Source organism: Candidatus Methylopumilus planktonicus (assembly GCF_006364715.1).
Lineage (GTDB): Bacteria > Pseudomonadota > Gammaproteobacteria > Burkholderiales > Methylophilaceae > Methylopumilus > Methylopumilus planktonicus_A.
This window is the reverse complement of record NZ_CP040984.1, coordinates 227,738-250,258: the sequence shown is the minus strand read 5'-3', so window position 1 is coordinate 250,258 and position 22,521 is coordinate 227,738. Positions and strand designations below refer to the sequence as shown.

The following is a 22,521-nucleotide window of genomic DNA, read 5'->3' as shown; positions in this document are numbered from 1 at the left end:
CAAGAATTATAACATTCACCCAATTATGGCAAAAAAATCTATCTGGCTGTTGCTCGTTTTATTAACTCTTCTGGTCTTATTTTTTTTGTTATTAACTACAAATAAAAAAGTTCCAGAAATTGCAGTTACTTCAATCACTGGTGAAGCTATCAAGCTTTATCAAGTTAAAAATAATTTCACAATTATTAACTTTTGGGCAACCGATTGTCCAGGCTGCATCAAAGAAATGCCGGGTCTAGTTGCTACTTACAATCAATTCAAAGGGCAAGGTTTAGAAATTATTGCTATATCTATGAGTTATGACCCGCCAAATCAGGTCTTAAACTTTACGCAAAAAAATAAAATACCCTTCCCTGTTGTGTTAGACGTTAATGGTCAAATTGCACGATCATTTGAAAACATTCGCCTTACGCCAACTTCAATACTTATTGATAAAAATGGGAAAATCATTGATAAAGTCATAGGTGAGTTAGATTTTAATAAATTAAATGCTCTTTTGAAAAAGCATCTTAATTCCTAATTATTTTGAAATTCTTATTAATCGTTCTAGATCTTTGATTATTCCAGATGGATTTGTTCCTTTTTTATACTGCATCATCAAATTACCGTAAGGATCGATAAGGTAAATAGACTCGTTATCAAAGTTTGGATAAGATTTAAAGCGACTCTTTATTCTATCTTTTAAGTCAGTATCATCTTTAAGCAAAAGCTGGCCTTGGCTCAATTTAATCTGTTCGGACGAAATTAAATTTTTATCTTTGGCTATAGCTAGCCTTTGAATTTTATTGCCATCTTTACCTAATGCAAGCCAAATTTGTCTTAATTCATATAGTTGGAATTCACACACCTTTTCACATTTATTTTCTACGAATGAAACTAATGTCCATTTGCCGAGTAATTCGTGCATTTGACTGCTAATCGGCTCATATAATTTGAAATCACCAATCTGAATGATTGGACTAATTAAGAGTCCATGCTCGACTCCCTTTGAATTCATTTTGAAATTTGTAAAAAAAACTAAATACCACGCATAAATTACAGGCATAAAAAATAGCAATACAATGCCGATTAGTTTTAGCCGTGACTTAAAAATATTGCTTAATTTCATTTCTTTTTTACACCTAGTCTTATAAAAATAATGAAAAGAGTAAATGCCATCGCAAACCACTGAAATGCATAACCATAATTTTTATCGCTGTCAGGAACTGGCATACCTGAGTCTAAAACATAAGTCTTATCAAAAATAGGATTTTTGAGTTTAACAACATATCTCATTAAATCTTTGCTTATTAAAGAACTTAAAACCTCATAGTCCATCTTCTGAAGCCTAAAAGACGATTCATCTAATTTTTCAGTTATAACTTTACCCAGTGAAATACCAGAAGAGGGCATTTGACTAATTTCACCTTCAATTGTTTGTATCTCTTTGATAGGGGGTATATTAGGAATATCTTTTCTAGAATTACTGAGAGGATACCAACCCCTATTAATTAAGATAACTTTATTAGAATCTAAAATCTTAAAAGGGGTGTAAATTAAAAAACCTGCTTTTTCTTGAACAATTTGATTGTCTAGAATAATATTCTTATCATTTAAAAACTCCCCCCTCATAGAAACGCGATGCCAAATAATATCTTTTATTGGCATTTGGATAGTTTCTTTATTTAATTGTATTGGCGATTGATTTTGTCTTTCGACAAATGCCATATTAATTATCTTTTTTTGATCGGCACGATCCAGCTGCCAAAACCCTAATTTAATAAAAAAAATAAAAAATATAATAAATGCCAGGCTAGGTAATAACTTATAATTAAAACTGATGTTATAGACTGAAAATTTCAAAATTATATTGAAGGCAAGGTTATTTTATGAGCGGTGAATTATTATTTAAGATTCTTGTAATAGCAATTCTATTATTTATACTTCTATCCCTTTCGGGTGGGCTTTTCTTTCTAATCAAAGATAAAAAAAAGAATTCTAACAGAATGGTAACTTCACTTTCCTTTAGAGTTGGACTTTCTCTTCTTTTATTCTTCTTGCTTTTTTATGGATTTTATTCTGGCCTGATTCACCCTCATGGCATGTAAAATAAAAAAGCGCTATCAATATAGCGCTTTTAAAATCTGCTAGCTTAAAGCCAATATACAAATATAAATAATCCTAGCCAAACCACATCCACAAAGTGCCAATACCAAGCGACAGCCTCAAAAGCAAAATGATCATGATTTGTAAAATGTCCTTTAATTGATCTCAATAGAATCACTGCTAACATAACAGCTCCCATCGTTACATGAAAACCATGGAATCCTGTAAGCAAGAAAAATGTAGATCCATATATACCGGAACTAAGCTTTAAACTTAATTCGGTATAGGCATGGTGATACTCGGTTGCTTGCAAGTACACAAATAATGCACCTAATGCGACCGTAGTAGCAAGCCAGATATTAAGATAATTTCTTTGTGCTTTTTTTAAAGCCCAATGAGCAAATGTAACTGTCACCCCACTTATTAAAAGTATCAAGGTATTAACTGCGGGCAAGCCAAATGCCGGGATAGTATCTTTATGAACAGTGAAATTGGCTGGATTTGGCATCACTGACATAGGCCATGAAGCTTTAAATGCTGGCCATAAAAACTGGTGCGTTACTACTCCATGACCTTCTCCACCAAGCCAAGGCACAGATAAAACGCGAGCGTAAAATAGAGCGCCAAAAAAAGCTGCAAAAAACATAACTTCTGAGAGAATAAACCACCCCATACCCATTCTGAAACTAATATCTACTTGTTTATTATATTTTCCTGCAAGGCTTTCAGCTATCACATTTGAAAACCATCCTGCAAACATATAAATTACTGCTGCTATGCCTACAATAAATACATATTTTGCATTGGGCGATTGATTTAATAACATTGCTGAACCTACAAACAGAGTAAACAGAGCAAGGCTACCTACTATAGGCCATTTGCTTGATTCAGGAACAAAATAGATATCTTTACTTGCCATAATATTTCCTTAATTATTAATTTATTAATGCTACTTAACTTGCTTTTTTGTCATCTTTCAAAGCTCTAAAAAAAGTATATGAAAGAGTCAGTGATTCCACATTTTTAGGAATGTCTTTATCTACTTCAAATCTTACAGTAAGTTGTTTTTTCTCACCAGGCTTCAATACTTGATTCCTAAAACAAAAACACTCTGACTTTTTTAAATAAAGTGAGGCAATTTGAGGCGTAACACTTGGTATAGCTTGCCCAATAATTTCTTCATTAATCATATTTTCAACGGTATAGGTTACAACATAAAATTTACCGGGATTAACCTTTAAAAACTTTTGATCCGCTTTTAATTTCCAAGCTAAATTACCATTTATATTTGAATCAAACTGAATGGTGACGAGCCGTTGATCATCTACAACTAATTTTGAAGCTTCTGCATTATAAATACGTCCTGTCTTTCCATTCAATCCGGTGACTTCGCAAAAAACATCATATAGCGGCACAAGCGCATAACCAAAACCAAACATTACAACTGTGAGCAGCGTTAAATAAACAGTTGTTCGCTTAATGCCGCCAAATTTAATCATTTCATATTGCTTAGAAGAAACCCTACGTAAAAAGAAAAAGCAACTAAGCCTAAAATCAATGCTAATCGTTTATTTCTTTTTTTAACTAATTCATTATTATTTTGAAATGCTTTTTTTACCATCAATAGTCCATTAAAGCTTTTGTGACTTTTGGTGGCTTAGTGAATGAATGGTATGGCGGAGGTGAGCTCAATGTCCACTCCAAACCGCGTGCGCCTTCCCAAACTTGGCCTGTAGCTTTTTTGCCGCCTAGGACACATTTGATAACTATGTATACAAATAACAACTGTGAAATGCCGTAAGCAAAACCGCCAAGGCTTGAAACCATATTAAAATCTGCAAACTGAACACTGTAATCTGGAATTCTTCTTGGCATACCGGCTAAACCTAAAAAGTGCTGTGGAAAGAAAAGTACATTTGCAAAAATGGTTGATAACCAGAAATGTACCTTAGCTAATTTCTCGTCATACATATTGCCAGTCCATTTAGGAAGCCAATAATAAACAGAGGCCATAAGGGCAAATACTGCGCCTGTTAGTAAGACGTAATGGAAATGAGCTACAACAAAGTAAGTGTCATGATACTGGAAGTCAACTGGCGTAATACCTAGCATAAGACCTGAGAAGCCTCCGATTGTAAATAAAATCACAAAGGCTAGCGCAAATAGCATAGGGGTCTCAAATGTCATAGCCCCCTTCCACATTGTTGCTACCCAGTTAAATACTTTAACGCCCGTAGGAACAGCAATTAACATTGTTGCGTACATGAAAAATAATTCGCCGTTGATAGGAAGCCCAACTGTAAACATGTGATGCGCCCATACAAAGAAAGAAAGAATTGCAATTGATGCTGTTGCGTAAACCATAGATGCATATCCGAAAAGTGGCTTACGAGCAAAAGTCGGGATAATTTGAGATACGATTCCGAAAGCTGGCAGGGCTAAAATATAAACTTCGGGATGTCCGAAGAACCAGAAAATGTGCTGGAACAATACTGGGTCACCGCCACCGGCAGCATTAAAAAAGCTTGTACCAAAATATTTATCTGTTAGTAGCATTGTCACAGCGCCCGCTAAAACTGGCATAGACGCAATTAATAAAAAGGCTGTGATCACCCAAGTCCAGACAAACAAAGGTAATCTCATCAATGTCATACCTGGCGCTCTCATATTAAAGACTGTTGCAATGATATTAATTGCACCCATGATAGAAGAGATACCTAGGAAATGAACTGCAAATATTAAGTACGGAAATGCTTTTCCTGTTTGAAGCACAAGAGGTGGATACATTGTCCATCCGCCTGCAGGGGCTCCACCTTCCATAAATAAAGTACCTAAAAGAAGTGCAAAAGCAAAAGGCATAATCCAAAAACTCATATTATTCATACGAGGAAGAGCCATGTCCGGAGCTCCAATCATAATAGGTATCATCCAATTAGCAAGGCCAACACCAGCGGGCATCACAGCTCCGAAAATCATTACTAGGGCATGCACAGTTACCATTGAGTTGTAGAATTGTGGGTCTACAAACTGAAGTCCTGGTTGAAATAACTCTGCACGAATAACCATTGCCATCGATCCGCCAATAAAGAACATGATCAATGAAAAAACTAAGTACATCGTACCTATGTCTTTATGGTTTGTTGAAAATAACCAACGTTTAATGCCTGTGGGCTTATGATCGTGATGATCGTGATCGGCGTGTGCTATTGTACTCATTCTTAAATCTTCCTAAATTAAAAAATTAAATTTAAAATTATTTCTTTCTGCCAGCTGCAACATCTTTAGGCTGAATAATATCGCCTGTTTTATTACCCCAATTATTTCTTGTGAAAGTAACTGCTGAGGCAATATCAGTGTCCGATAGTTGCTCGCCAAAAGCTGGCATATTTCCCTTGCCATAGATAACTTGATGAATATGAGCTGGTATATTTTCCTTTAGGTTTGCAAGAGGACTGCCATCAATTGATGGAAAAACCCCTTTAATACCTTGTCCATTTGCTTGATGACAAGCTAGACAATTGGCTTTATAAACCGCTTCACCTTTAGATTTTAACTCATCCATTGACAGCTCTTTATCGCCACTATCTTTTTTAGATTTTAATGCAAGTTTTGTTTCTTGAACCCAAGCTAAGTATTGTTTTTCTGGAACAGCCTTTACTACAATAGGCATATATCCATGTCCTTTGCCGCAAATTTCAGCGCACTGGCCACGATAAACACCTTCTTTATTAATTACCGTCCAGTTGTCATTAATGAATCCTGGAATAGCATCTCTCTTCCAGCCTAAATCAGGCACCCACCATGCATGAATAACATCGCTTGCTGTTGTCATAATTCTAATTTTTTTACCAACAGGCAGTACAAGAGCTGTATCAGTATTTCGTAAGTAGTTATCAGCAGTCTTTGGATCAATACCTGAATTCTTTTGGCTAGCATCAACACTATCAGAAGCCAAATTACTATAAATAGTTAAGTCCTCATCTATGTAGTCGTATTTCCATTTCCATTGATAACCTGTTGCTTTAATAGTGATTTCAGATTTTGAAGTGTCGTCCATCCTTGCAAGAAGTTTAGTTGCAGGTATTGCTAATGCAACAATGATAGCAAAAGGTATAAGAGTCCAAATTATTTCAACAGTTGTGCTGTGAGAAAATTTTGCTGGTTTTACTCCTTTAGACTTCCGATGATGGAATATAGACCAAAACATCACACCAAAAACTAAAATACCAATGACTGTAACAACATATAGAGAAGTCATATGCATATTATAAACATCGTGGCTTATAGGAGTTGCTCCTTGTGTCATATTCATACCCCAATCAGCATGCAATACATCGGGGCTTAATAAGAATAATGCCGACAAGATAACTGTGAAATTCGATAAAAATCTAACCATACTTTTATTCAAATGCATTTAATATCCCTTACCGTGAAAGTCGAATGTTCTATATTTACTGAAAATTTTCTGTAGGTCATGTTATCAGTAGGTTTTTTTAAAATCAATACGAAAAATTGTAATCATGAGATTTTTTTAAATAACTCTAAACGCTCACTTTCGCATAGAAAATCTCCGATACGAGTATTTTTCCCCTGAGAACTTATTACAATATAGCTAGGCCTATTGAAATATGTTGTCACAAGTCTAAATTTACTCCAATCTCGATTAAATTCCTCTTTAATTATTTTTTTTCCTTGGATAGTTTTAATTTCAATTAAGCGGGAACTGATTCTAATAATTTGGTAAAAAGTACTTTTAAGACAAGTGAAATATAAGGCATATCCAAGCAAAAGCACTTCAATGCCGTAAAAAGGAATCGCTAGATATAACCTAAAGTAGCAGAGTATTGAGGAAATTATGAGGATAAAAATAAAGAAAAAAAGGTATATTTTTTTAATCAATTTCCAAGGCATAGATGGGTTCGGACGAAGAATAAATTCGTCTAAGTTACCTTTTTTTAATTTTTTGATTTGAATCATATTTTCTCTTGACGTACTTAAAAGAAAAAAATTCCAAAAATTTATAATTTATGGTGCCGGGAGCGAGAATCGAACTCGCACGCTATTACTAGCGCGGGATTTTGAGTCCCGTGCGTCTACCAATTCCGCCATCCCGGCCTCTAGAGGCTTATACGCTTATCATTATAGATAATATCGGCTTATATCTGATAACTATATTAAAATTGAATGAATTTAAACCTTAATATAAGGACAAAGACTTTGCTCAATATCATTAAATCTATCCTATCTGCTTTTTTCGGTATCTCAAATAATAGAAAACTTTCTCAGGATGATGCTTTTGTTGAAAAACATGGAATAAAGTACTTTCTCATTATAGGTTTTTTAGTGGCTATTCTTTTGCTATTAACGCTTGCAATTTTAGTAAATTTTATTTTAAATCTTATTAAATAATTTCAATATTTAGATCATTTAAAAAACTCCTCTTAAAATGTTAAACGCATAAATATTCTATGCTAATTGAAGAATTTGATTTTGATCTACCCCACCATCTTATTGCCCAAGCCCCTCTTCAAAAAAGGGATTCAAGTCGACTTCTTGTTTTAAATAAAAATACAAAGTTATTCAGCGATAAAAAGTTTGTAGACTTTGTTGATTTATTAAATACGAATGATCTTTTAATTTTCAACGATACACGTGTGATTAAAGCGAGGTTATTTGGAAAAAAAATCACAGGTGGAAAAGTTGAAATCATGATTGAGCGTATCTTGAATAACCATCATGCGCTCGCGCACTTAAAAACATCAAAAAAAATATTTGATGGCACTATCTTTGAGGTCAATGAAGACGTATCAGTTAAGGTTGTAAGAAAAGAAAACGATCTTTTTTATATTGAATTTGATTCAAATTTATCCAGTTACGACATACTCGAAAAATATGGTCATATCCCCTTACCCCCTTACATTGAAAGAAGTGCAGATAAATCCGATGAAAACAGATACCAAACGATCTATGCGAAAGAGTCCGGTGCCGTTGCAGCGCCAACAGCTGGACTCCATTTTACAGATGAAATCTTTAAGGCCTTAAATGATAAAAAAATTAAATATACTTTTCTAACGCTGCATGTTGGCGCTGGCACTTTTCAACCTGTCAGAGAAAATGATCTGGATCACCATCAAATGCATAGCGAATCTTTTAATGTGCCTGATAAAACTATTCAAATGATTGATGACGCCAAGTCGAAGAATGGCAGGATAATTGCAATCGGTACCACTGTTTTAAGAGCGCTTGAAAGTAAATTTTCTGAGGAAACGATTCAGTCTGGATTTAAAGAAACTTCTATCTTTATTAAACCGGGCTATACATTTAAAATTGTGGATGCATTACTCACCAACTTCCATTTACCTAAAAGCACCCTATTTATTTTAGTCTCGGCTTTTAGTGGAAGTGATACCATGAAGAAACTATATCAGCACGCTATTAAAAATGAATATCGCTTCTTTAGCTATGGCGACGCTACATTTATTGAGCGGTCTTAAATTAATAACCAACTTTATAAAGATAGATCTATGAAAATTATTATTTCGCTATGTTTTTTAACATTTAATTATGTAATTTATGCGGACGTCCTTCCCGAAGCAAAATCAGAAGTTAAGATTACACTCGCCAAGAAACCCACCACACGACCTATGACGGTGGCTTTTATTCCAGGGCAAAAAAAATATTACATCGCCGATGGTGGCCTAGCTCCCTTAGGCTCTGAAACCGAAGCGCCTATCTCTAAATCGCTTATTCATACTTATGATCAGTCTGGAAAGTACTTGGCTTCGACACAAGCAGGGTTTGATAATCGCTCCATTTTTTATAATGAAGCAACCTTCCAGCTTACAACCATCACTTATAATATTTCGAGCGAAGCTGGCTTCGCACCTAACACAGGTATATTTTCTCTAGACCTTGATCCACAGGGTAATTTAAAAGGTACATCTAAAGAAGTGTCTAGCTTTAATCCAGCGTTTGGCGATTCGGCTACGATGCCTTCTTTTGACTCCAAAAAGAATCATTACTTTGCTAAACAAAAAAGGAGTGACAGAGTAATCGTTATTGATGCAAATGATGGGAATAAGGTAGGGGAAATTAATCTAGATCTTAAATCAGCAGGTGTCACATTTGACGACTTAAGCGATAACTTTATTGCGGCAACGAGCATTGATGGAGAAGAGCTAGCTATTCTAGACGTGGACCATAAGGCGGTATTAATTTTTAATGCTAAGGGCAAATATGTTGGTAAATCTACTTTGCCAAAAGATATAAAGTTGAGAGCTCACAATCATTACAATGGTCTTGGTTACACAAACAATCTATTCTTTATATATAACGAATCTGAAGGTGAATTCGGAACCTATTATGGATTTAAAGTTTCTAGCAACTCCAAATAAAAAAACGCACCCCAAGGGGTGCGTTTTTACTTCATTTAAACAATTATTTAATTGCAGCCGCAAGTCTTCCTGCTAAATTACCTGCAACTACGCCCAAGATACTAGAGACTAAAACAATAGCTACTGGATTAGATAAATCCATTGCACCGATACTAGCTGCGCTTGGTGATAGTGTGAAAGCTGACGCAAAACCTAAAACATTTACGCCAACATTAGCAACTTGAGACACCTTATCAGCAACCAATACAAGAATGAGTGCTGCTACACCAACGCCTACTGCAATGTTTGCGCCTAAAAGCGGCAACTCAACACCCGCTAAATAAACTGCAACTGATGCAATAATTGCGCCGAACGTCATTCCGATAACTGTTTTTTGCATTGCGTCTGATTTGCCAACTAGGCCAGAAGCAGCCCAAGCTATAAAACCAATCGCGATACTTGCAAAGCTGAGATACCCACTTCCGAGGAAAGTCCAAAGACCTGCTACTACACCAACACTGATTGCTAACGCTAATGATTTCGACATAACATCTCCTAAGTTAGTTGACTGTATATTTACATCAAAGAGCTATAGTACTTGAGCACTTAGTTCTCAATTGGGCCTTGTCTTCCAGGTCATCGATTACTAACTACTTGCCGAATATTAAACCTTTTTTTTAATAAATACACCCCTTAATTGTAATTATTTTGTAATAAATGCTTGACACAAATATCTCAATTAAATCATATACTTATAGATAAATTGATTACATTTTTAGGGGGCTATCAAAGATTTAATTTCTTTAACTATTTGATATTCATCAACTAACTTAGATTCTTGATCCAATCGACCTTGAAACTCGACTTTACCTTCTTTTAAATTACGGTCACCAATAACGACTCTATAAGGAATGCCTATCAATTCCATCTCGGCAAACATAATGCCTGGGCGTTCTCCTCGATCATCCAGCAAGACGTCCACTCCTATTGCCCGAAGGGCGTCATAAATTTTATGTGCCGAAGCTTTAACTTCAATGCTTTTGTCGTAACCTATAGGCGCAATAACTACCTCGAAAGGAGCAATATTAATGGGGAAAACAATACCCTTGTCATCGTGAGATTGCTCAATTGCAGCAGCTACAATGCGTGACACCCCGATACCATAGCAACCCATCTCTAAAGTTTGGGTCTGGCCATTTTCATCTAAATATTCTGCCTTCATCGCTTTAGAGTACTTATTGCCCAACTGAAAAATGTGCCCCACTTCAATCCCCCTACATATTTGAAGTGTTCCTTGATTGTCTGGACTCACGTCGCCTTCAACTACTTTTCTCAAATCCGCATAAAGTATTGGCTCTGAGACATCTCGCACAAAATTAACACCCCTTAAGTGAAGCTTAGGTTCGTTTGCGCCGCAGATAAAATCAGACAAAATACTAACGGACTTGTCTGCCATAATTTTTATAGAAGATTTAACTCCTACAGGTCCTATGAATCCAGGTGGGCATTTAAGGTGGTCTTTTACTTCCTCTTCTGTTGCAAAACGGAAATTCTCAAAACCCTTAACTTTAGTTAATTTAACCTCATTAAGCTCATGGTCGCCACGGATAAGGACCAAGAAAAACTCATTCACCTCATTGGTTTGGTTGATGAGTGCTATTGTTTTGACTGTCTTTTGAATAGAGGCTCCGATTAACTTTGCTACGTCATCACATGTTGTTTGTTTCGGCGTATCAAATTTAACCATCGACTCTTTTGCATCTGGTCTTTTATCATCTTGCAGAATAGCCTCTGCTAATTCAATATTAGCGGCGTAGTTAGATACCGAGCTATATGCGATCGCATCTTCTCCAGAATCAGCTAAGACATGAAACTCATGAGACCCGTCTCCTCCAATAGCTCCGGTATCGGCTTTCACTGCTCTAAACTGAAGGCCTATCTTATTAAAAATATTGGTATAGGCCTGATACATCGCGTCATAGGTTTCTTGCAATGAAGTTTTTGATGCATGGAAAGAATAGGCGTCTTTCATAAGAAACTCGCGGGCACGCATCACACCGAAACGAGGTCTAATCTCATCTCTAAATTTCATTTGAATCTGGTAGAAATTAATAGGTAACTGCTTGTAACTATTAATTTCTTTTCTGGCGATATCTGTGATGACTTCCTCATGTGTCGGTCCAAAACAAAAATTTCGATCATGGCGATCTTTAATCTTTAACATCTGTGGACCGAAAAGCTCCCATCGACCTGTCTCTTCCCATAATTCGGATGGTTGGATAGCTGGCATTAATAGCTCCACCGCTCCAGCCTGGTTCATTTCAGTTCTCACAATAGCTTCAATTTTTCTTAATACTTTTAGACCAAGTGGCATCCAAGAATACAAGCCTGAGCCTAGGCGCTTAATAAAGCCTGCGCGAATCATAAGCTTATGACTGATAAGCTCAGCTTCTGAAGGCGCCTCTTTTAGGGTTGAAATATAAAATTTTGATGCGAGCATTTATGTTCTTTCTTATTTAAAAAGCTTTTATTAAATCTAAAATATTTTCCCAAACCAATTTCTTATCTTTTGGGTTTTGCAGTAAATGATTAATATCAACTGTATGCTTAATGTTCATAGTGACATTATTCATCAAAACATTTGTTTTGTATTCTTCAAACAAATCATTATTTAATCCAAAAGCTAATACATGCTTTAGGGGGGTCTTCAAACAAAGCTCACTTAATTGATCTTTAGTGAGCGTTAATAAATGACTCTTTTGGAATGTGTCTATGCCTATCGTCGTTGAAATAAATTTTGCAATATTTAAAAACAAGTCTTGAGCAATCTCTTTCGTTCCCGATGCGAAATTTTGACTCAAAAGTAATAAGGACCCTTCTGTGTAATTAATTTTGAATGCAAAAAATACATCAGCCTCAATAGGCTTTAAATCTGTATTTAAAAGAAGTTCGTTATTGGGCTTGTTTTTTTCCTTCCACAAAGGAAATAATTCAAGCTCTTTTAAGATTCTTTTTTTATAATCAGCATCCATCAAATTACGAGCCCCATTAACACTGCATCTTCCCGCCCCTCTTTAGCACGATAATAGTCTTTTCTGATGCTCATTTCATTAAATCCATATTTGTCATATAAATGAATGGCAGCATGATTGGATATCCTCACTTCAAGATAAATTGTTTTCGAATGAGCTAACCTTGCCCGTTGAATCATTTCTTTAAGAAAATGTGACCCATAGCCTTTTTTTTGCATACTTTTTTTTATACTCATATTAAGCAGATGACATTCGTCTAATACAAACATCATGACTGAGAAGCCTATAATTTCTTCATTGAGCTTCATCATCAAACATGTGTGGCTTGATTTTATTGAATCTAAAAAATTACCTCGCGTCCAAGGGTAGGCATGAACTTCATTTTCAATCAATTCAATTGCACTTAAATCATGCTCCTTAAAGTTACTGAATTGCATTAAATGCTTTTCGCTCTTCTGTGGTGAAGGCAACTTTATTTCTTAAGTAAACAGGCTCGGCATTAATCATCTCGAATGCTTTATTTTTAATGGAAGTTTTTGCAAGTTTTGAAATAGATTCGACCACTTCGTATGGGCCGTTTATAAGATCATCTATCTGTTGGCCAAAATGATCTTTCATTTCTTTTTCATATGTTTCGATTGCATTGCCAATCAAGGTCCAGCCTGATTCTATAAGCTGAGGTAATTCATGGGGCTTATAAACCCCTTCGACGATGGGTTTTGAAAATGTTTCACTATCTTTTATATAAGCACCTAAATATATTTCACCCATTCTGGCATCAATACTACTAATCACTTTATTTTTGCCCGAGCTATCAGCAAGCGCCAAAAGATTATTAACACCAATGACTGGGATCGACGCACCATAACCTATTCCATATGAGATACCGCAGGCAATTCTTATACCTGTAAATGAGCCTGGCCCTCTACCAAATGCTATAGCATCAAGATCTTTTGTCGTTAATTGATGTTCGCTTAATAATTTTTTTATTTCTGGTAAGACAATTTCTGAATGACTCTGCCCAGCCTTGATATTGATAGAATAAAAATCTTCATCAATCTTCAAACCTAAAGACATATATTCAGTAGAGGTATCTAAGGATAAAATTTTCATAAATTAAATTTTTTCTAGAAACTGGATGACTTCTAAATCGTCTCGCGTTCGAGCGAAAGGGGGTAAACTCTGCCACATTCTTTTTCCATAAGCTTTATCAATAACCCTTGTATCGCATATCACAAGAACGCCCTTATCAAACTCATCCCTTATTAATCGACCTGCGCCCTGTTTTAAAGTAATAACTGCGTTAGGCAGTTGATATTCCATAAAAGCATTCTTGCCACTTTGGTTGATTTTATCAATTCTCGCAGCAAGAACGGGATCCTCTGGCGAAAAAAATGGTAATTTATCTATTACCACCAATGATAAAGCGTCGCCCTTTACATCTACGCCCTCCCAAAAACTTAAGGAACCTATAAGGATAGCGTGACCGTGTTCTCTAAACTTATTTAAAAGATGATTTCTTGAGCCATCCCCTTGAAGGTAGATTGGATAATCTAATTGATCTGTTTCAATTTTGTCTTGAAGTAGTGTAAATATTTCCCGCATCGATTTTAATGTCGTACATAAGATAAACGCTCTGCCCTTACTTGCTTTAATGAAAGGGTAAATTTGATTCACAACTGCGAAATTAAAGTTCTCGTGATTGGCCTCCGGCATTGCTTTGGGAACGAAGAGTAAAGCTTTTTCTGTGTAATTAAATGGGCTCTCTTTAGAGACTGAATCTGCATTCATTAAACCTAGTTGGTTTTTGAAATGATCAAAATTAGTTTTTACAGCAAGTGTTGCTGATGTAAAGATCCATGAAGTAGATTCATTATTAATATGTTTTGCAAACATATCAGCAATAGATAACGGCGTATTATTAAGTTGAACGGACTGCGAATAAACCTCAACCCATTTAATTGAGTTGTTATCTTTATCCTCGAGCCAACCATCAAAGCTTGAGGCTATTTCATTAGTCCTATCAAAATACTTTTCGATCTCCGTATCCCTATCTTTATGGAGCGCTAATAATTCAATCGTTTTTTTGAGTTTTTCACTCAGCTCTTGATAGCTAGATTCGAATCGATTAAAAGAAGAAATCTTTTGATAGGGGTATCGATTAGACTCTCTTGGAAAGACTAGTCTAAAATCTTTATTTGCTTTTTCGAGATCATTTAAAATCGGTTCAAAATCTGAAATATCTTTCATATATTTTAAATAAAGCTGATAACCATCTTGAACAATCTCACTGATTTGGCCTGTTGAAATATTTTTTCCAAAAAAAATAGAAGCAATGTCAGGTATCTGGTGCGCTTCATCAAAAATGACTGTCGTAGCTTTTGGAAGAAGTTCGGATATACCTTCTTCTTTCATATTAAGGTCGGCAAAAAATAAATGGTGGTTCACAATCGTAACGTCTGCGGTTAATGCTTTTTTTCTCGCATTCATGACAAAGCACTCTTTATAAAAACTGCAATCCTGACCTAAACAATTTTCCTTAGTAGAGGTCACTTGGGGCCATATAGAAGAGCTTTCCGGAATGGTATCTAATTCGGCTCGATCGCCATCTTCACTGTGTTTTGCATGCTGGTTAACGAGATGTAAATAGGTGACGTCTTCTTTGGTCATAAAAGCGCCCTCAATCATGGCGTTTTCTAATCGCAAATGGCATAGATAATTTGATCGGCCTTTGAGCATGGCTAAGGTCACAGGTACTTTTAATGCATCCCTAATCATAGGAATATCTTTAGTGAATAACTGATCCTGAAGATTTTTGGTAGCCGTAGAAATAATAATTTTTCCACCGGACAAAAACGCTGGCACAAGGTATGCAAAAGTTTTACCGATACCTGTTCCCGCCTCGACAATTAATTTTTTTTTATTTGTGATCGCTACATCAATCAATACTGAGATGTCGACCTGCTCCTGTCTCACACGATAATCTTTAATGCTTTGAGATAGCTCGCCTTTTTCACTAAAAAATTGTTTGATAAATAGTCCATTCATGATTTTATGATTATCTCATGCAGATGAAACTGTGATTTCACAAACGCTCTATAAATGGTAAAATGTCTTAAATTAACTCATTTTCAAACTATGAATTTCAAAGCGCTGCTCATCCTTTTAATACTTTCATTTTCCAGCCCCTCTTGGGCGGAAGTTGATTCAATAAATTTAAGCAGTCAAGAAATAGTGGTGCCTTCAGAATTAACACCAACAACTGATAAGCAATGGGCTAACAAAATCCCTCTCATCATTGACAAAGCTTATGAACTCACGGGTATTAAATATAAGTTAGGTGGCTCAAAACCAGAAACGGGTTTTGATTGCAGTCAGTTTGTAAAATACGTCTTTGAACAAGCTTTAAATTTAAGCCTTCCGCCAAGCGCTAGATCGCTTAGTAAGATGGGCGAAACTATTAAATTTGAAGACTTACAACCAGGGGACCTTGTGTTTTTTAACACAAGAAAATCTAAGTTCTCTCATGTAGGTATTTATGTGGGAAATAATGAATTTATTCATGCGCCACGCACAGGTAAAACTATTCGCGTCGAAAATCTTACAAAAAACTATTGGCTTAAAAGATTTAATGGCGCAACAAGAGTTGATCCAGCAGAAACACTCTAAAGATCGGTATGACCTAGGTTTTTTCCTGGACTAATCTTATCCCTAATCAATTTTTTCACGTCCTTAATATCCAGGAATCCTCCGAAGTCTGATCTAGAATAGATTTTTTCTTTATCCAAGAAAATTTCAAAAATACCGCCTGACTTTGGGGTTAATGTGACTGATATAACTTCACCTTGAAAAGTCGTCAATATCTCCTGCATCATCCATGAGGGTCACGGAAGCCAGGCACATTGCGTACAAAATTGAATCTCGATTTTATATGTTTTAGATTTAGTTCCCATGGTTTAAAGTTATTCTTAAAATATATTTATTAAAGCCTATTGATATAAGGTAAACAAAAAGACAGAATGCTCTATTATTAAATAATTACTGCTTAATAGCTTATTACGAAAGTCATTCATGCGCTCAAAATTCGAAAAATTTACCCTTATAGCCTGTGGCGCTATTATCGGTGTTCTGATCAGTTTAAATTTAACCGTCTTTGCGGATAAAGCTGAAAAAAATAATTTACCTATTGATGAGCTTAGAACTTTTGCCGAAGTCTTTGGCAAAATTAAATCTGACTACGTTGAGCCTGTAGAAGATAAGAAGCTTATTAACGAAGCACTCAACGGCATGCTAACAGGCCTTGATCCTCATTCTTCTTTCCTAAATACTGAAGATTTTAAGGACTTAAATCAAGCCACCCAAGGTGAGTTTGGTGGTCTTGGTATTGAGGTCGGCATGGAAGATGGTTTTGTAAAAGTGATTTCTCCGATCGAAGATAGTCCAGCTTATAAAGCTGGTTTGAAGAGCGGCGACCTCATCATGAAACTAGATGACACTTCTACTAAAGGCTTAACGCTTAATGACTCTGTTAAAAAAATGCGTGGCAAACCAGGTACCAATATTGTTCTCACTGTATTACGAAAAGGAGAAACTAAACCTTTAACTTTTACTTTAGTTCGTGCCATCATCAAGTCACAAAGTGTTAAAGGAAAGCTTGTTGAGCCAAATTACGCTTACGTTCGCGTCGCTCAATTTCAAGAACATACTGGTGAAGATTTAGCGAAATTCTTAAAAAACCTTCGTCAGCAAAATAAAGCGCCTCTTAAAGGTATATTGCTTGACCTTAGAAATAATCCTGGTGGCTTATTAAATGCTGCTGTCGGTGTATCTGCAGCATTTTTACCTAAAGGTGACTTAGTTGTTTATACCGAAGGTCGTGCACCAGATTCAAAAATGAACTTAACAGCTGTTCCAGGAGATTACCTTAAAGGCGGCGGTAAAGACGATTACCTCAAAGATTTTCCAGAGGATATTAGAACAACTCCCATGGCTGTTTTAGTGAATAACGGATCAGCATCTGCATCTGAAATTGTGGCGGGTGCGCTCCAAGATCACAAGAGGGCTTTGATCGTAGGCATGCAAAGTTTTGGTAAAGGTTCTGTGCAGAGTATTCTACCTATGAATAATGGTACGGCGATCAAGATGACGACAGCAAGATACTTTACACCCAAGGGCAGATCAATTCAGGCCAAAGGGATTGTGCCTGATATCATTGTCGATGATGGAAGTGATCCTACATTCATGACTAAAGAAGCAGATCTCACAAACCATCTTTCAAATCCAAAAGATGCTGATGCTAATACTGCGCCTAAAGATAAAGACAGTAAGCCTTCAGCGCCACCAGTCAAAAAATCTGAAGAAGAGAAAAAGAAAACTTCCGAAACACCACCAGGTCCGATTGAGCCTACAAGTAAAGCGGATAAGCAATTCCAAGAAGCTATGAATATCCTCAAAGGCCTTCAAATTATTCAAAACAAATGATTGATGACCTCATCATTGAGTTTGATAAGGGCCTGAAGGTTCTATTTGCTAAACCTAAGGGCTCAAGACCAAGACCCGATCTTCACATTGAAGATGCCGAATTAACCCCTGACGAAAAAAAACGCACGGTCGAATTGATGCGTGTAAACCATACAGGTGAAGTTTGCGCTCAAGCTTTGTATAGCGGACAACTTCTTTTTAATCCGCGTGGTGAAGGAGCAGAATCCTTAAAAAAAGCTTCTAAGGAAGAAATTGATCATCTGAATTGGTGTAATACTAGAATTCATGAACTGGGTGGCAAAACAAGCCTTCTTAATCCTATTTGGTATACAGGATCGTTTTTAATGGGCTCTTTTGCAAGTATGTTAGGTGAAAAATATAACTTAGGGTTTTTAGCTGAAACAGAACGACAAGTCACTCAGCATTTAAAAGGTCACTTAGATAAGATATCTAAAAATGATCTTAAGACTAATAAGATTTTAGAAGTAATGGCAGATGATGAAGAGCAACATGCAATCAAGGCAAAAGAGTTAGGTGGGATTGATTTGCCTCGCAAGATAAAAAAAGTAATGTCATTAACCTCAAAATTGATGACCACACTTTCTGCAAAAATTTAATCAATGCAAAAATTTAACGATATCCTATTAACGCTAGACAACTCAGATCACATTGATCGTATAGAGATTTATAAAAATAATACTTTAGTTGGTGCTATCGAAAATAAGCCTGGCAGCCAAGGATCAATTAAAGTCTATCAACATCTTTGGAAACTTTTTGGTGCAATAACTTTAGACGCAGCAATTGAAGGTCTTGATTTGTATTCAGAGCATACAGAAGATGCACAAAAGAATCCTGGTAAACATCCAAATGTTGATCGTCTTCTTTCTATTATGGAAAATGAAGAGCCACTTGATTTGAAAATTATTAAAAATTAATTTAGCGTTTAGGCGTCTTCTTTAATTTCAAAATCGTGCGTAATTTCAACTGATTTTGATAGCATAATCGAAGCTGAGCAATATTTTTCAGCAGATAACTTAATCGCACGCTCTACCTGATCTTTATCTAAGTCCTTACCTTTTAGCACAAAATGAATATGGATCCTAGTGAATACTTTTGGCACTGTCTCAGCTCTCGTAGCTTCAATTTCAGCATAACAGTCGCTAATAGCTTGTCTTGATTTCTTAAGAATAGTGACTACGTCAAATGATGTACAACCTCCCATACCAATAAGTAGCATTTCCATAGGTCGCATACCTAATTTTCTGCCGCCCAACTCCTCGGGCCCGTCTAAGATCATTGAGTGATTTGACTCGGACTCTCCTATAAAACATACATTCTCAACCCACTTAACCCGGGCTTTCATTATTTAACTCCGAGCAACTCAACATCAAAAATTAAAGTGGCATTTGGTGGAATCACTCCACCTGCGCCTCGAGCACCATAGCCCATGTCTGGAGGAATAATGAGTGTTCTCTTACCATGAATTTTCATACCATCCACGCCGTCATCCCAGCCTCGTATTACCTGACCACCACCTAAATTGAATACGAAAGGGTCATTGCGATCTAATGAACTATCAAACTTTTTACCCTTACCATCCTTTTGATTAGGGTCGTATAACCAGCCGGTGTAATGAACAGTCACTGCAAGGCCTTTTTCAGCTTGTCGTCCATTTCCTAGAGTGGTATCTTTAATGACTAATGTAGTGATATTTTTTTCCAATTTCAGTTCCTTTTGTGGGATTTTTGATTCAGCAAAAACTAAATCAATATTAAATAAAATAATTCCAAAAGCTAAGATAAATTTAACTGCATTCATATATCGCATATTAACATTCCTCAAGTTTAATTAAGATAAGTCCATTCAATTAGATCATCTTGTATTTTAGATGATTCGTTTGCCTTAGGATCATTCGCTATAAATACAAAAACTTTCACATCATTATTTTTATCAAAAATATATCCTGCAATAGCGCTGACATTTTGAATACTACCGGTTTTTAAATAAGCATGCTTAGCGACAGATAATTTTTTTCCTCTACTCTTCAAGGTACCATCTGTGCCTAGATTTGGTAGCGATGCTACAAATTCAGGCATATAAAGACTGTCATATGCTCTTTCTAACAAGAAGCCCAGATCTTCTGCGCTCACTTTTGCTTTTCTTGATAGTCCCGCGCCGTTATCGATTTCGAGTGAATCAAGTTTCATTTTCTCTTTCATCAAAGATTCTTTGGCGAATCTTCCCGCTTCATTTTCGGTTATAGGATTACCATTATTTTCTGCCAGCATGGTAAGCAATAGATTTCTAGCTAATAAATTTTGGCTATATTTATTAATATCTCTTACGACAAGACTTAGGGGTCTGGATAGATGCTCATAGAACTTAAGTGCATCTGTGGTATTTTGATATGTATTTTTAAACTCGCCCTCAATACTCCCCCCATGGATCTTCCAAAGCTTTTCAAAGAGACCATTAAATAAGCGATTGGCACTCAAGACAGATAAATCAATATCCTTACTCTCACAAGCTTTATCGTAGTGACCATTAAATATAATCTCCGTAACATTAGATTTTGTCTCTACCTCGTAACCAAGATTATCTTTCCAAGCATTACAGCCCTGGTCGGTAAATTTTAAATGGTTAATAACCTTAAGCATTTGAAGCTCAGGGAAAGTTTGTATATTAATTTTTTCATTTTCAATTGAAAAATTAAAGTTGATAGTATTTTGATTCACGACAAAAGATTTTGGATTTACGTTATAGGCACGATACTTCTTATCATCAATAAAATCCTGATTCTGTAATTCTCCAAAAAAACTTTCCTCAATAATAATATTGCCGTGAATATGCTGAATACCTTTTTGCTGAACTTTTTCGATAACTTCAGAAAGATCTGAATATGTAAGCGTAGCGTCACCATAACCTTTAATAATAAGGTTGCCATAAAGATGTTTATTTTTTAAGGCACCTTTGTAAAGTACCTCTGTCTTCCATTGGAACTGTGGGCCTAAAATCTGCAATCCAGTATAGGTTGTGACAAGCTTCATTAAGGAAGCCGGGTTGAACGCTTTTTGTTCGTTATAACTAAACACTTTATTGCGTTTCGAAATATTTTTAATGTAAAGCGTGTAATTCGTTTTTGATAACTCGGAACGATTAAGTATCTTATTTATTGCATCAATATCCGTATCTGCGAATGCGTTAGTCACCCATATGATATAAATAAAAAATAGTATTCGCAATTTATAAGGATGACTCAATAACTTCAAGAGTGGTATCAATCATGAAATCAATCTCATCATGATTAATGACATAGGGGGGCATAAAATAGATAGTTTGGCCTATTGGTCTTATTAAAAGGCCGCGATTAATCGCTTTCATGCTTATTTTTTTCAGTGTTTTTTTTGTGACTTCCTCTAGATCAAACGCCCATATCATGCCTATATTTCTAGCGTTAGAAATAGGTAATGTTGCAAGTATCTTCATGCGCTCTGAAATATATGCTGAGGTTTTATTATTTTGATTAATTACATCATGGCCTTCAAAATAACTTAATGTTCCTAATGCAGCACTGCAAGCAAGAGGATTGCCGGTGTAACTATGAGAATGAAGAAAGCCTTTTTCTATCTTATTCTCATAGAAAGCCATATAAATTTCATCCCTTGTGAGCACAGCTGATAAGGGAAGATATCCTCCGGTTAATCCTTTTGAGAGGCAAATAAAATCAGGTTTTATATTTGCATGTTCGAATGCAAACATTTTCCCTGTTCTTCCAAAACCTACCGCAATCTCATCGTCAATGAGATGAATTTCGTATTGCGTACAAAGCTCTCTTGCTTTTCTTAAATAGACTGAATGATACATTCCCATTCCTGTTGCACATTGCACAAGAGGCTCTAGAATAAAAGCAGCTATGTATTGGTGATTTTCTTGAAGATATATTTCTAAATCTTGAATACATCTTAATGCATAAGATTCAGCTGTCTCACCTTTATCTGCATATCGCCAGTCAGGTGTCTTGATAAGATTATTTTTTTTAATTAGTGAAGCGTAATTTTTACGAAAAAGTTTAATGTCCGTCACAGAGAGAGCTCCGAGCGTTTCACCGTGATAACTATTCTCCAAATAAATAATTTTATTTTTTCTTGGCTGACTCTTGTTCTTCCAATAATGCACGCTCATCTTAATAGCAATTTCAATCGCATTAGATCCATCGCTACCGTAAAAAGCATGGCCCAGGTTTGTAAGTGTGCTTAATTTTTCAGAGAGATTTATAGCGGGCTCATGAGTTAAACCTGCGAGCATGATGTGTTCAACGAGATCGAGTTGATCTGTGATAAATTTTTTAATCTCACTTTGGTTGTGGCCAAATAAATTAACCCACCAAGAACTGATCGCGTCTAAATATTTTTTATCATCATAGTCGTATAGCCAAACACCTTCACCTCGCCTAATCGGGATAATAGATTGCGCCTGTTGAATTTTCATTTGTGTACATGGATTCCACAAGCTCTTTAAACTTCTATCGATGTAGTACTGGTTTTTCATAG

27 protein-coding genes and 1 tRNA gene are annotated in these 22,521 nt (G+C 35.9%); 9 read left to right on the top strand and 19 right to left on the bottom strand.

Going from position 1 to position 22,521, the window contains the following annotated elements; translation table 11 throughout:
- Positions 1 to 25 precede the first annotated feature (25 nt).
- A complete protein-coding gene (locus tag FIT63_RS01420; RefSeq protein WP_140004962.1) occupies positions 26 to 520 on the top strand; it encodes a peroxiredoxin family protein in 495 nt (164 codons plus the stop codon).
- On the opposite strand, the gene FIT63_RS01415 is transcribed toward FIT63_RS01420, so the two are convergent.
- Together FIT63_RS01415 and FIT63_RS01410 are read right to left on the bottom strand one after the other, a co-directional pair.
- Positions 521 to 997: an SCO family protein gene (locus FIT63_RS01415; RefSeq protein WP_140006241.1), complete on the bottom strand. Its 477-nt coding sequence runs from the start codon at positions 995 to 997 to the stop codon at positions 521 to 523.
- Positions 998 to 1,104: 107 nt separating this feature from the next.
- On the bottom strand, positions 1,105 to 1,842 hold the full coding sequence (locus FIT63_RS01410) for an SURF1 family protein (RefSeq protein ID WP_189342311.1): 738 nt from the start codon (positions 1,840 to 1,842) through the stop codon (positions 1,105 to 1,107).
- A 26-nt stretch (positions 1,843 to 1,868) separates the two neighbouring features.
- Between FIT63_RS01410 and FIT63_RS01405 the strand changes: the two genes are divergently transcribed.
- Entirely contained in the window at positions 1,869 to 2,087 is a 219-nt protein-coding gene (locus FIT63_RS01405) for a twin transmembrane helix small protein (protein ID WP_139866998.1), read from the top strand.
- A gap of 44 nt (positions 2,088 to 2,131) precedes the next feature.
- Here FIT63_RS01405 and FIT63_RS01400 read toward each other — a convergent pair whose 3' ends face one another.
- The 6 genes from FIT63_RS01400 to FIT63_RS01375 all read right to left on the bottom strand — a co-directional run bounded on the left by FIT63_RS01400 (position 2,132) and on the right by FIT63_RS01375 (position 7,200).
- A complete protein-coding gene (locus FIT63_RS01400) occupies positions 2,132 to 3,004 on the bottom strand; it encodes a cytochrome c oxidase subunit 3 (protein ID WP_140006239.1) in 873 nt (290 codons plus the stop codon).
- A 34-nt stretch (positions 3,005 to 3,038) separates the two neighbouring features.
- The gene (locus tag FIT63_RS01395; protein WP_140004957.1) at positions 3,039 to 3,584 is read right to left on the bottom strand and encodes a cytochrome c oxidase assembly protein; all 546 of its coding nucleotides are present in this window, start codon (positions 3,582 to 3,584) and stop codon (positions 3,039 to 3,041) included.
- A 121-nt stretch (positions 3,585 to 3,705) separates the two neighbouring features.
- The gene (ctaD, locus tag FIT63_RS01390; protein WP_140004956.1) at positions 3,706 to 5,301 is read right to left on the bottom strand and encodes a cytochrome c oxidase subunit I; all 1,596 of its coding nucleotides are present in this window, start codon (positions 5,299 to 5,301) and stop codon (positions 3,706 to 3,708) included.
- A gap of 37 nt (positions 5,302 to 5,338) precedes the next feature.
- Positions 5,339 to 6,499 (bottom strand): cytochrome c oxidase subunit II, encoded by a 1,161-nt coding sequence (gene coxB, locus FIT63_RS01385; protein WP_223259927.1) that lies wholly within the window; start codon positions 6,497 to 6,499, stop codon positions 5,339 to 5,341.
- A gap of 104 nt (positions 6,500 to 6,603) precedes the next feature.
- Positions 6,604 to 7,062 carry a DUF2244 domain-containing protein gene (locus tag FIT63_RS01380; RefSeq protein ID WP_140006237.1) on the bottom strand — a complete coding sequence of 153 codons (459 nt, stop codon included), beginning with the start codon at positions 7,060 to 7,062 and terminating at the stop codon, positions 6,604 to 6,606.
- 51 nt (positions 7,063 to 7,113) lie between these two features.
- A tRNA-Leu gene (locus FIT63_RS01375) sits at positions 7,114 to 7,200 on the bottom strand.
- 102 nt (positions 7,201 to 7,302) lie between these two features.
- Between FIT63_RS01375 and FIT63_RS01370 the strand changes: the two genes are divergently transcribed.
- The 3 genes from FIT63_RS01370 to FIT63_RS01360 are packed head-to-tail and all read left to right on the top strand — an operon-like array spanning position 7,303 to position 9,479.
- Positions 7,303 to 7,494 carry a DUF2970 domain-containing protein gene (locus FIT63_RS01370; protein WP_189342309.1) on the top strand — a complete coding sequence of 64 codons (192 nt, stop codon included), beginning with the start codon at positions 7,303 to 7,305 and terminating at the stop codon, positions 7,492 to 7,494.
- Positions 7,495 to 7,553: 59 nt separating this feature from the next.
- On the top strand, positions 7,554 to 8,579 hold the full coding sequence (queA, locus tag FIT63_RS01365) for a tRNA preQ1(34) S-adenosylmethionine ribosyltransferase-isomerase QueA (protein WP_140006235.1): 1,026 nt from the start codon (positions 7,554 to 7,556) through the stop codon (positions 8,577 to 8,579).
- Between the two features lie 30 nt (positions 8,580 to 8,609).
- A complete protein-coding gene (locus FIT63_RS01360) occupies positions 8,610 to 9,479 on the top strand; it encodes a hypothetical protein (protein WP_140006234.1) in 870 nt (289 codons plus the stop codon).
- Between the two features lie 43 nt (positions 9,480 to 9,522).
- On the opposite strand, the gene FIT63_RS01355 is transcribed toward FIT63_RS01360, so the two are convergent.
- From FIT63_RS01355 to FIT63_RS01330, 6 genes are all read right to left on the bottom strand, one after another.
- Entirely contained in the window at positions 9,523 to 10,005 is a 483-nt protein-coding gene (locus FIT63_RS01355; RefSeq protein ID WP_140006233.1) for a DUF1097 family protein, read from the bottom strand.
- Positions 10,006 to 10,233: 228 nt separating this feature from the next.
- Positions 10,234 to 11,958 carry a proline--tRNA ligase gene (locus tag FIT63_RS01350; RefSeq protein WP_140006232.1) on the bottom strand — a complete coding sequence of 575 codons (1,725 nt, stop codon included), beginning with the start codon at positions 11,956 to 11,958 and terminating at the stop codon, positions 10,234 to 10,236.
- A gap of 16 nt (positions 11,959 to 11,974) precedes the next feature.
- On the bottom strand, positions 11,975 to 12,490 hold the full coding sequence (locus FIT63_RS01345) for a hypothetical protein (protein WP_140006231.1): 516 nt from the start codon (positions 12,488 to 12,490) through the stop codon (positions 11,975 to 11,977).
- Positions 12,490 to 12,927 (bottom strand): ribosomal protein S18-alanine N-acetyltransferase, encoded by a 438-nt coding sequence (gene rimI / locus FIT63_RS01340; protein ID WP_140004951.1) that lies wholly within the window; start codon positions 12,925 to 12,927, stop codon positions 12,490 to 12,492. The genes FIT63_RS01345 and rimI overlap by 1 nt, the downstream gene beginning before the upstream one ends.
- Complete coding sequence (gene tsaB / locus FIT63_RS01335; protein WP_140006230.1) at positions 12,914 to 13,603, bottom strand: tRNA (adenosine(37)-N6)-threonylcarbamoyltransferase complex dimerization subunit type 1 TsaB; 690 nt, start codon at positions 13,601 to 13,603, stop codon at positions 12,914 to 12,916. The genes rimI and tsaB overlap by 14 nt, the downstream gene beginning before the upstream one ends.
- 3 nt (positions 13,604 to 13,606) lie before the next feature.
- Entirely contained in the window at positions 13,607 to 15,538 is a 1,932-nt protein-coding gene (locus FIT63_RS01330; RefSeq protein WP_140006229.1) for a DNA repair helicase YoaA, read from the bottom strand.
- Positions 15,539 to 15,727: 189 nt separating this feature from the next.
- Here FIT63_RS01330 and FIT63_RS01325 point away from each other — a divergent pair, with 189 nt between their 5' ends.
- Positions 15,728 to 16,159 (top strand): C40 family peptidase, encoded by a 432-nt coding sequence (locus FIT63_RS01325; RefSeq protein WP_223259247.1) that lies wholly within the window; start codon positions 15,728 to 15,730, stop codon positions 16,157 to 16,159.
- Here FIT63_RS01325 and FIT63_RS01320 read toward each other — a convergent pair.
- Positions 16,156 to 16,365 carry an Rdx family protein gene (locus tag FIT63_RS01320; protein ID WP_262982093.1) on the bottom strand — a complete coding sequence of 70 codons (210 nt, stop codon included), beginning with the start codon at positions 16,363 to 16,365 and terminating at the stop codon, positions 16,156 to 16,158. The genes FIT63_RS01325 and FIT63_RS01320 overlap by 4 nt on opposite strands.
- A 196-nt stretch (positions 16,366 to 16,561) precedes the next feature.
- Between FIT63_RS01320 and FIT63_RS01315 the strand changes: the two genes are divergently transcribed.
- Genes FIT63_RS01315 through FIT63_RS01305 form a run of 3 tightly spaced genes read left to right on the top strand, consistent with a single transcriptional unit; the run spans position 16,562 to position 18,906 of the window.
- On the top strand, positions 16,562 to 17,971 hold the full coding sequence (locus FIT63_RS01315; protein WP_140006228.1) for a S41 family peptidase: 1,410 nt from the start codon (positions 16,562 to 16,564) through the stop codon (positions 17,969 to 17,971).
- Positions 17,968 to 18,588 carry a 2-polyprenyl-3-methyl-6-methoxy-1,4-benzoquinone monooxygenase gene (coq7, locus tag FIT63_RS01310; RefSeq protein ID WP_140006227.1) on the top strand — a complete coding sequence of 207 codons (621 nt, stop codon included), beginning with the start codon at positions 17,968 to 17,970 and terminating at the stop codon, positions 18,586 to 18,588. The genes FIT63_RS01315 and coq7 overlap by 4 nt, the downstream gene beginning before the upstream one ends.
- Before the next feature lie 3 nt (positions 18,589 to 18,591).
- Positions 18,592 to 18,906, top strand: a complete 315-nt coding sequence (locus FIT63_RS01305) for a DUF2322 family protein (RefSeq protein WP_046487089.1) — start codon at positions 18,592 to 18,594, stop codon at positions 18,904 to 18,906.
- An 8-nt stretch (positions 18,907 to 18,914) separates the two neighbouring features.
- Here FIT63_RS01305 and FIT63_RS01300 read toward each other — a convergent pair whose 3' ends face one another.
- The 4 genes from FIT63_RS01300 to bioA are packed head-to-tail and all read right to left on the bottom strand — an operon-like array spanning position 18,915 to position 22,519.
- Positions 18,915 to 19,334 (bottom strand): OsmC family protein, encoded by a 420-nt coding sequence (locus tag FIT63_RS01300; RefSeq protein WP_140006226.1) that lies wholly within the window; start codon positions 19,332 to 19,334, stop codon positions 18,915 to 18,917.
- A complete protein-coding gene (locus FIT63_RS01295) occupies positions 19,334 to 19,789 on the bottom strand; it encodes an FKBP-type peptidyl-prolyl cis-trans isomerase (RefSeq protein WP_140007140.1) in 456 nt (151 codons plus the stop codon). Before FIT63_RS01295 ends, FIT63_RS01300 begins: the two co-directional genes overlap by 1 nt.
- A 26-nt stretch (positions 19,790 to 19,815) precedes the next feature.
- Entirely contained in the window at positions 19,816 to 21,180 is a 1,365-nt protein-coding gene (gene dacB / locus FIT63_RS01290) for a D-alanyl-D-alanine carboxypeptidase/D-alanyl-D-alanine endopeptidase (protein WP_189342307.1), read from the bottom strand.
- Between the two features lie 34 nt (positions 21,181 to 21,214).
- Positions 21,215 to 22,519 (bottom strand): adenosylmethionine--8-amino-7-oxononanoate transaminase, encoded by a 1,305-nt coding sequence (bioA, locus tag FIT63_RS01285; RefSeq protein ID WP_140006224.1) that lies wholly within the window; start codon positions 22,517 to 22,519, stop codon positions 21,215 to 21,217.
- Positions 22,520 to 22,521 lie beyond the last annotated feature (2 nt).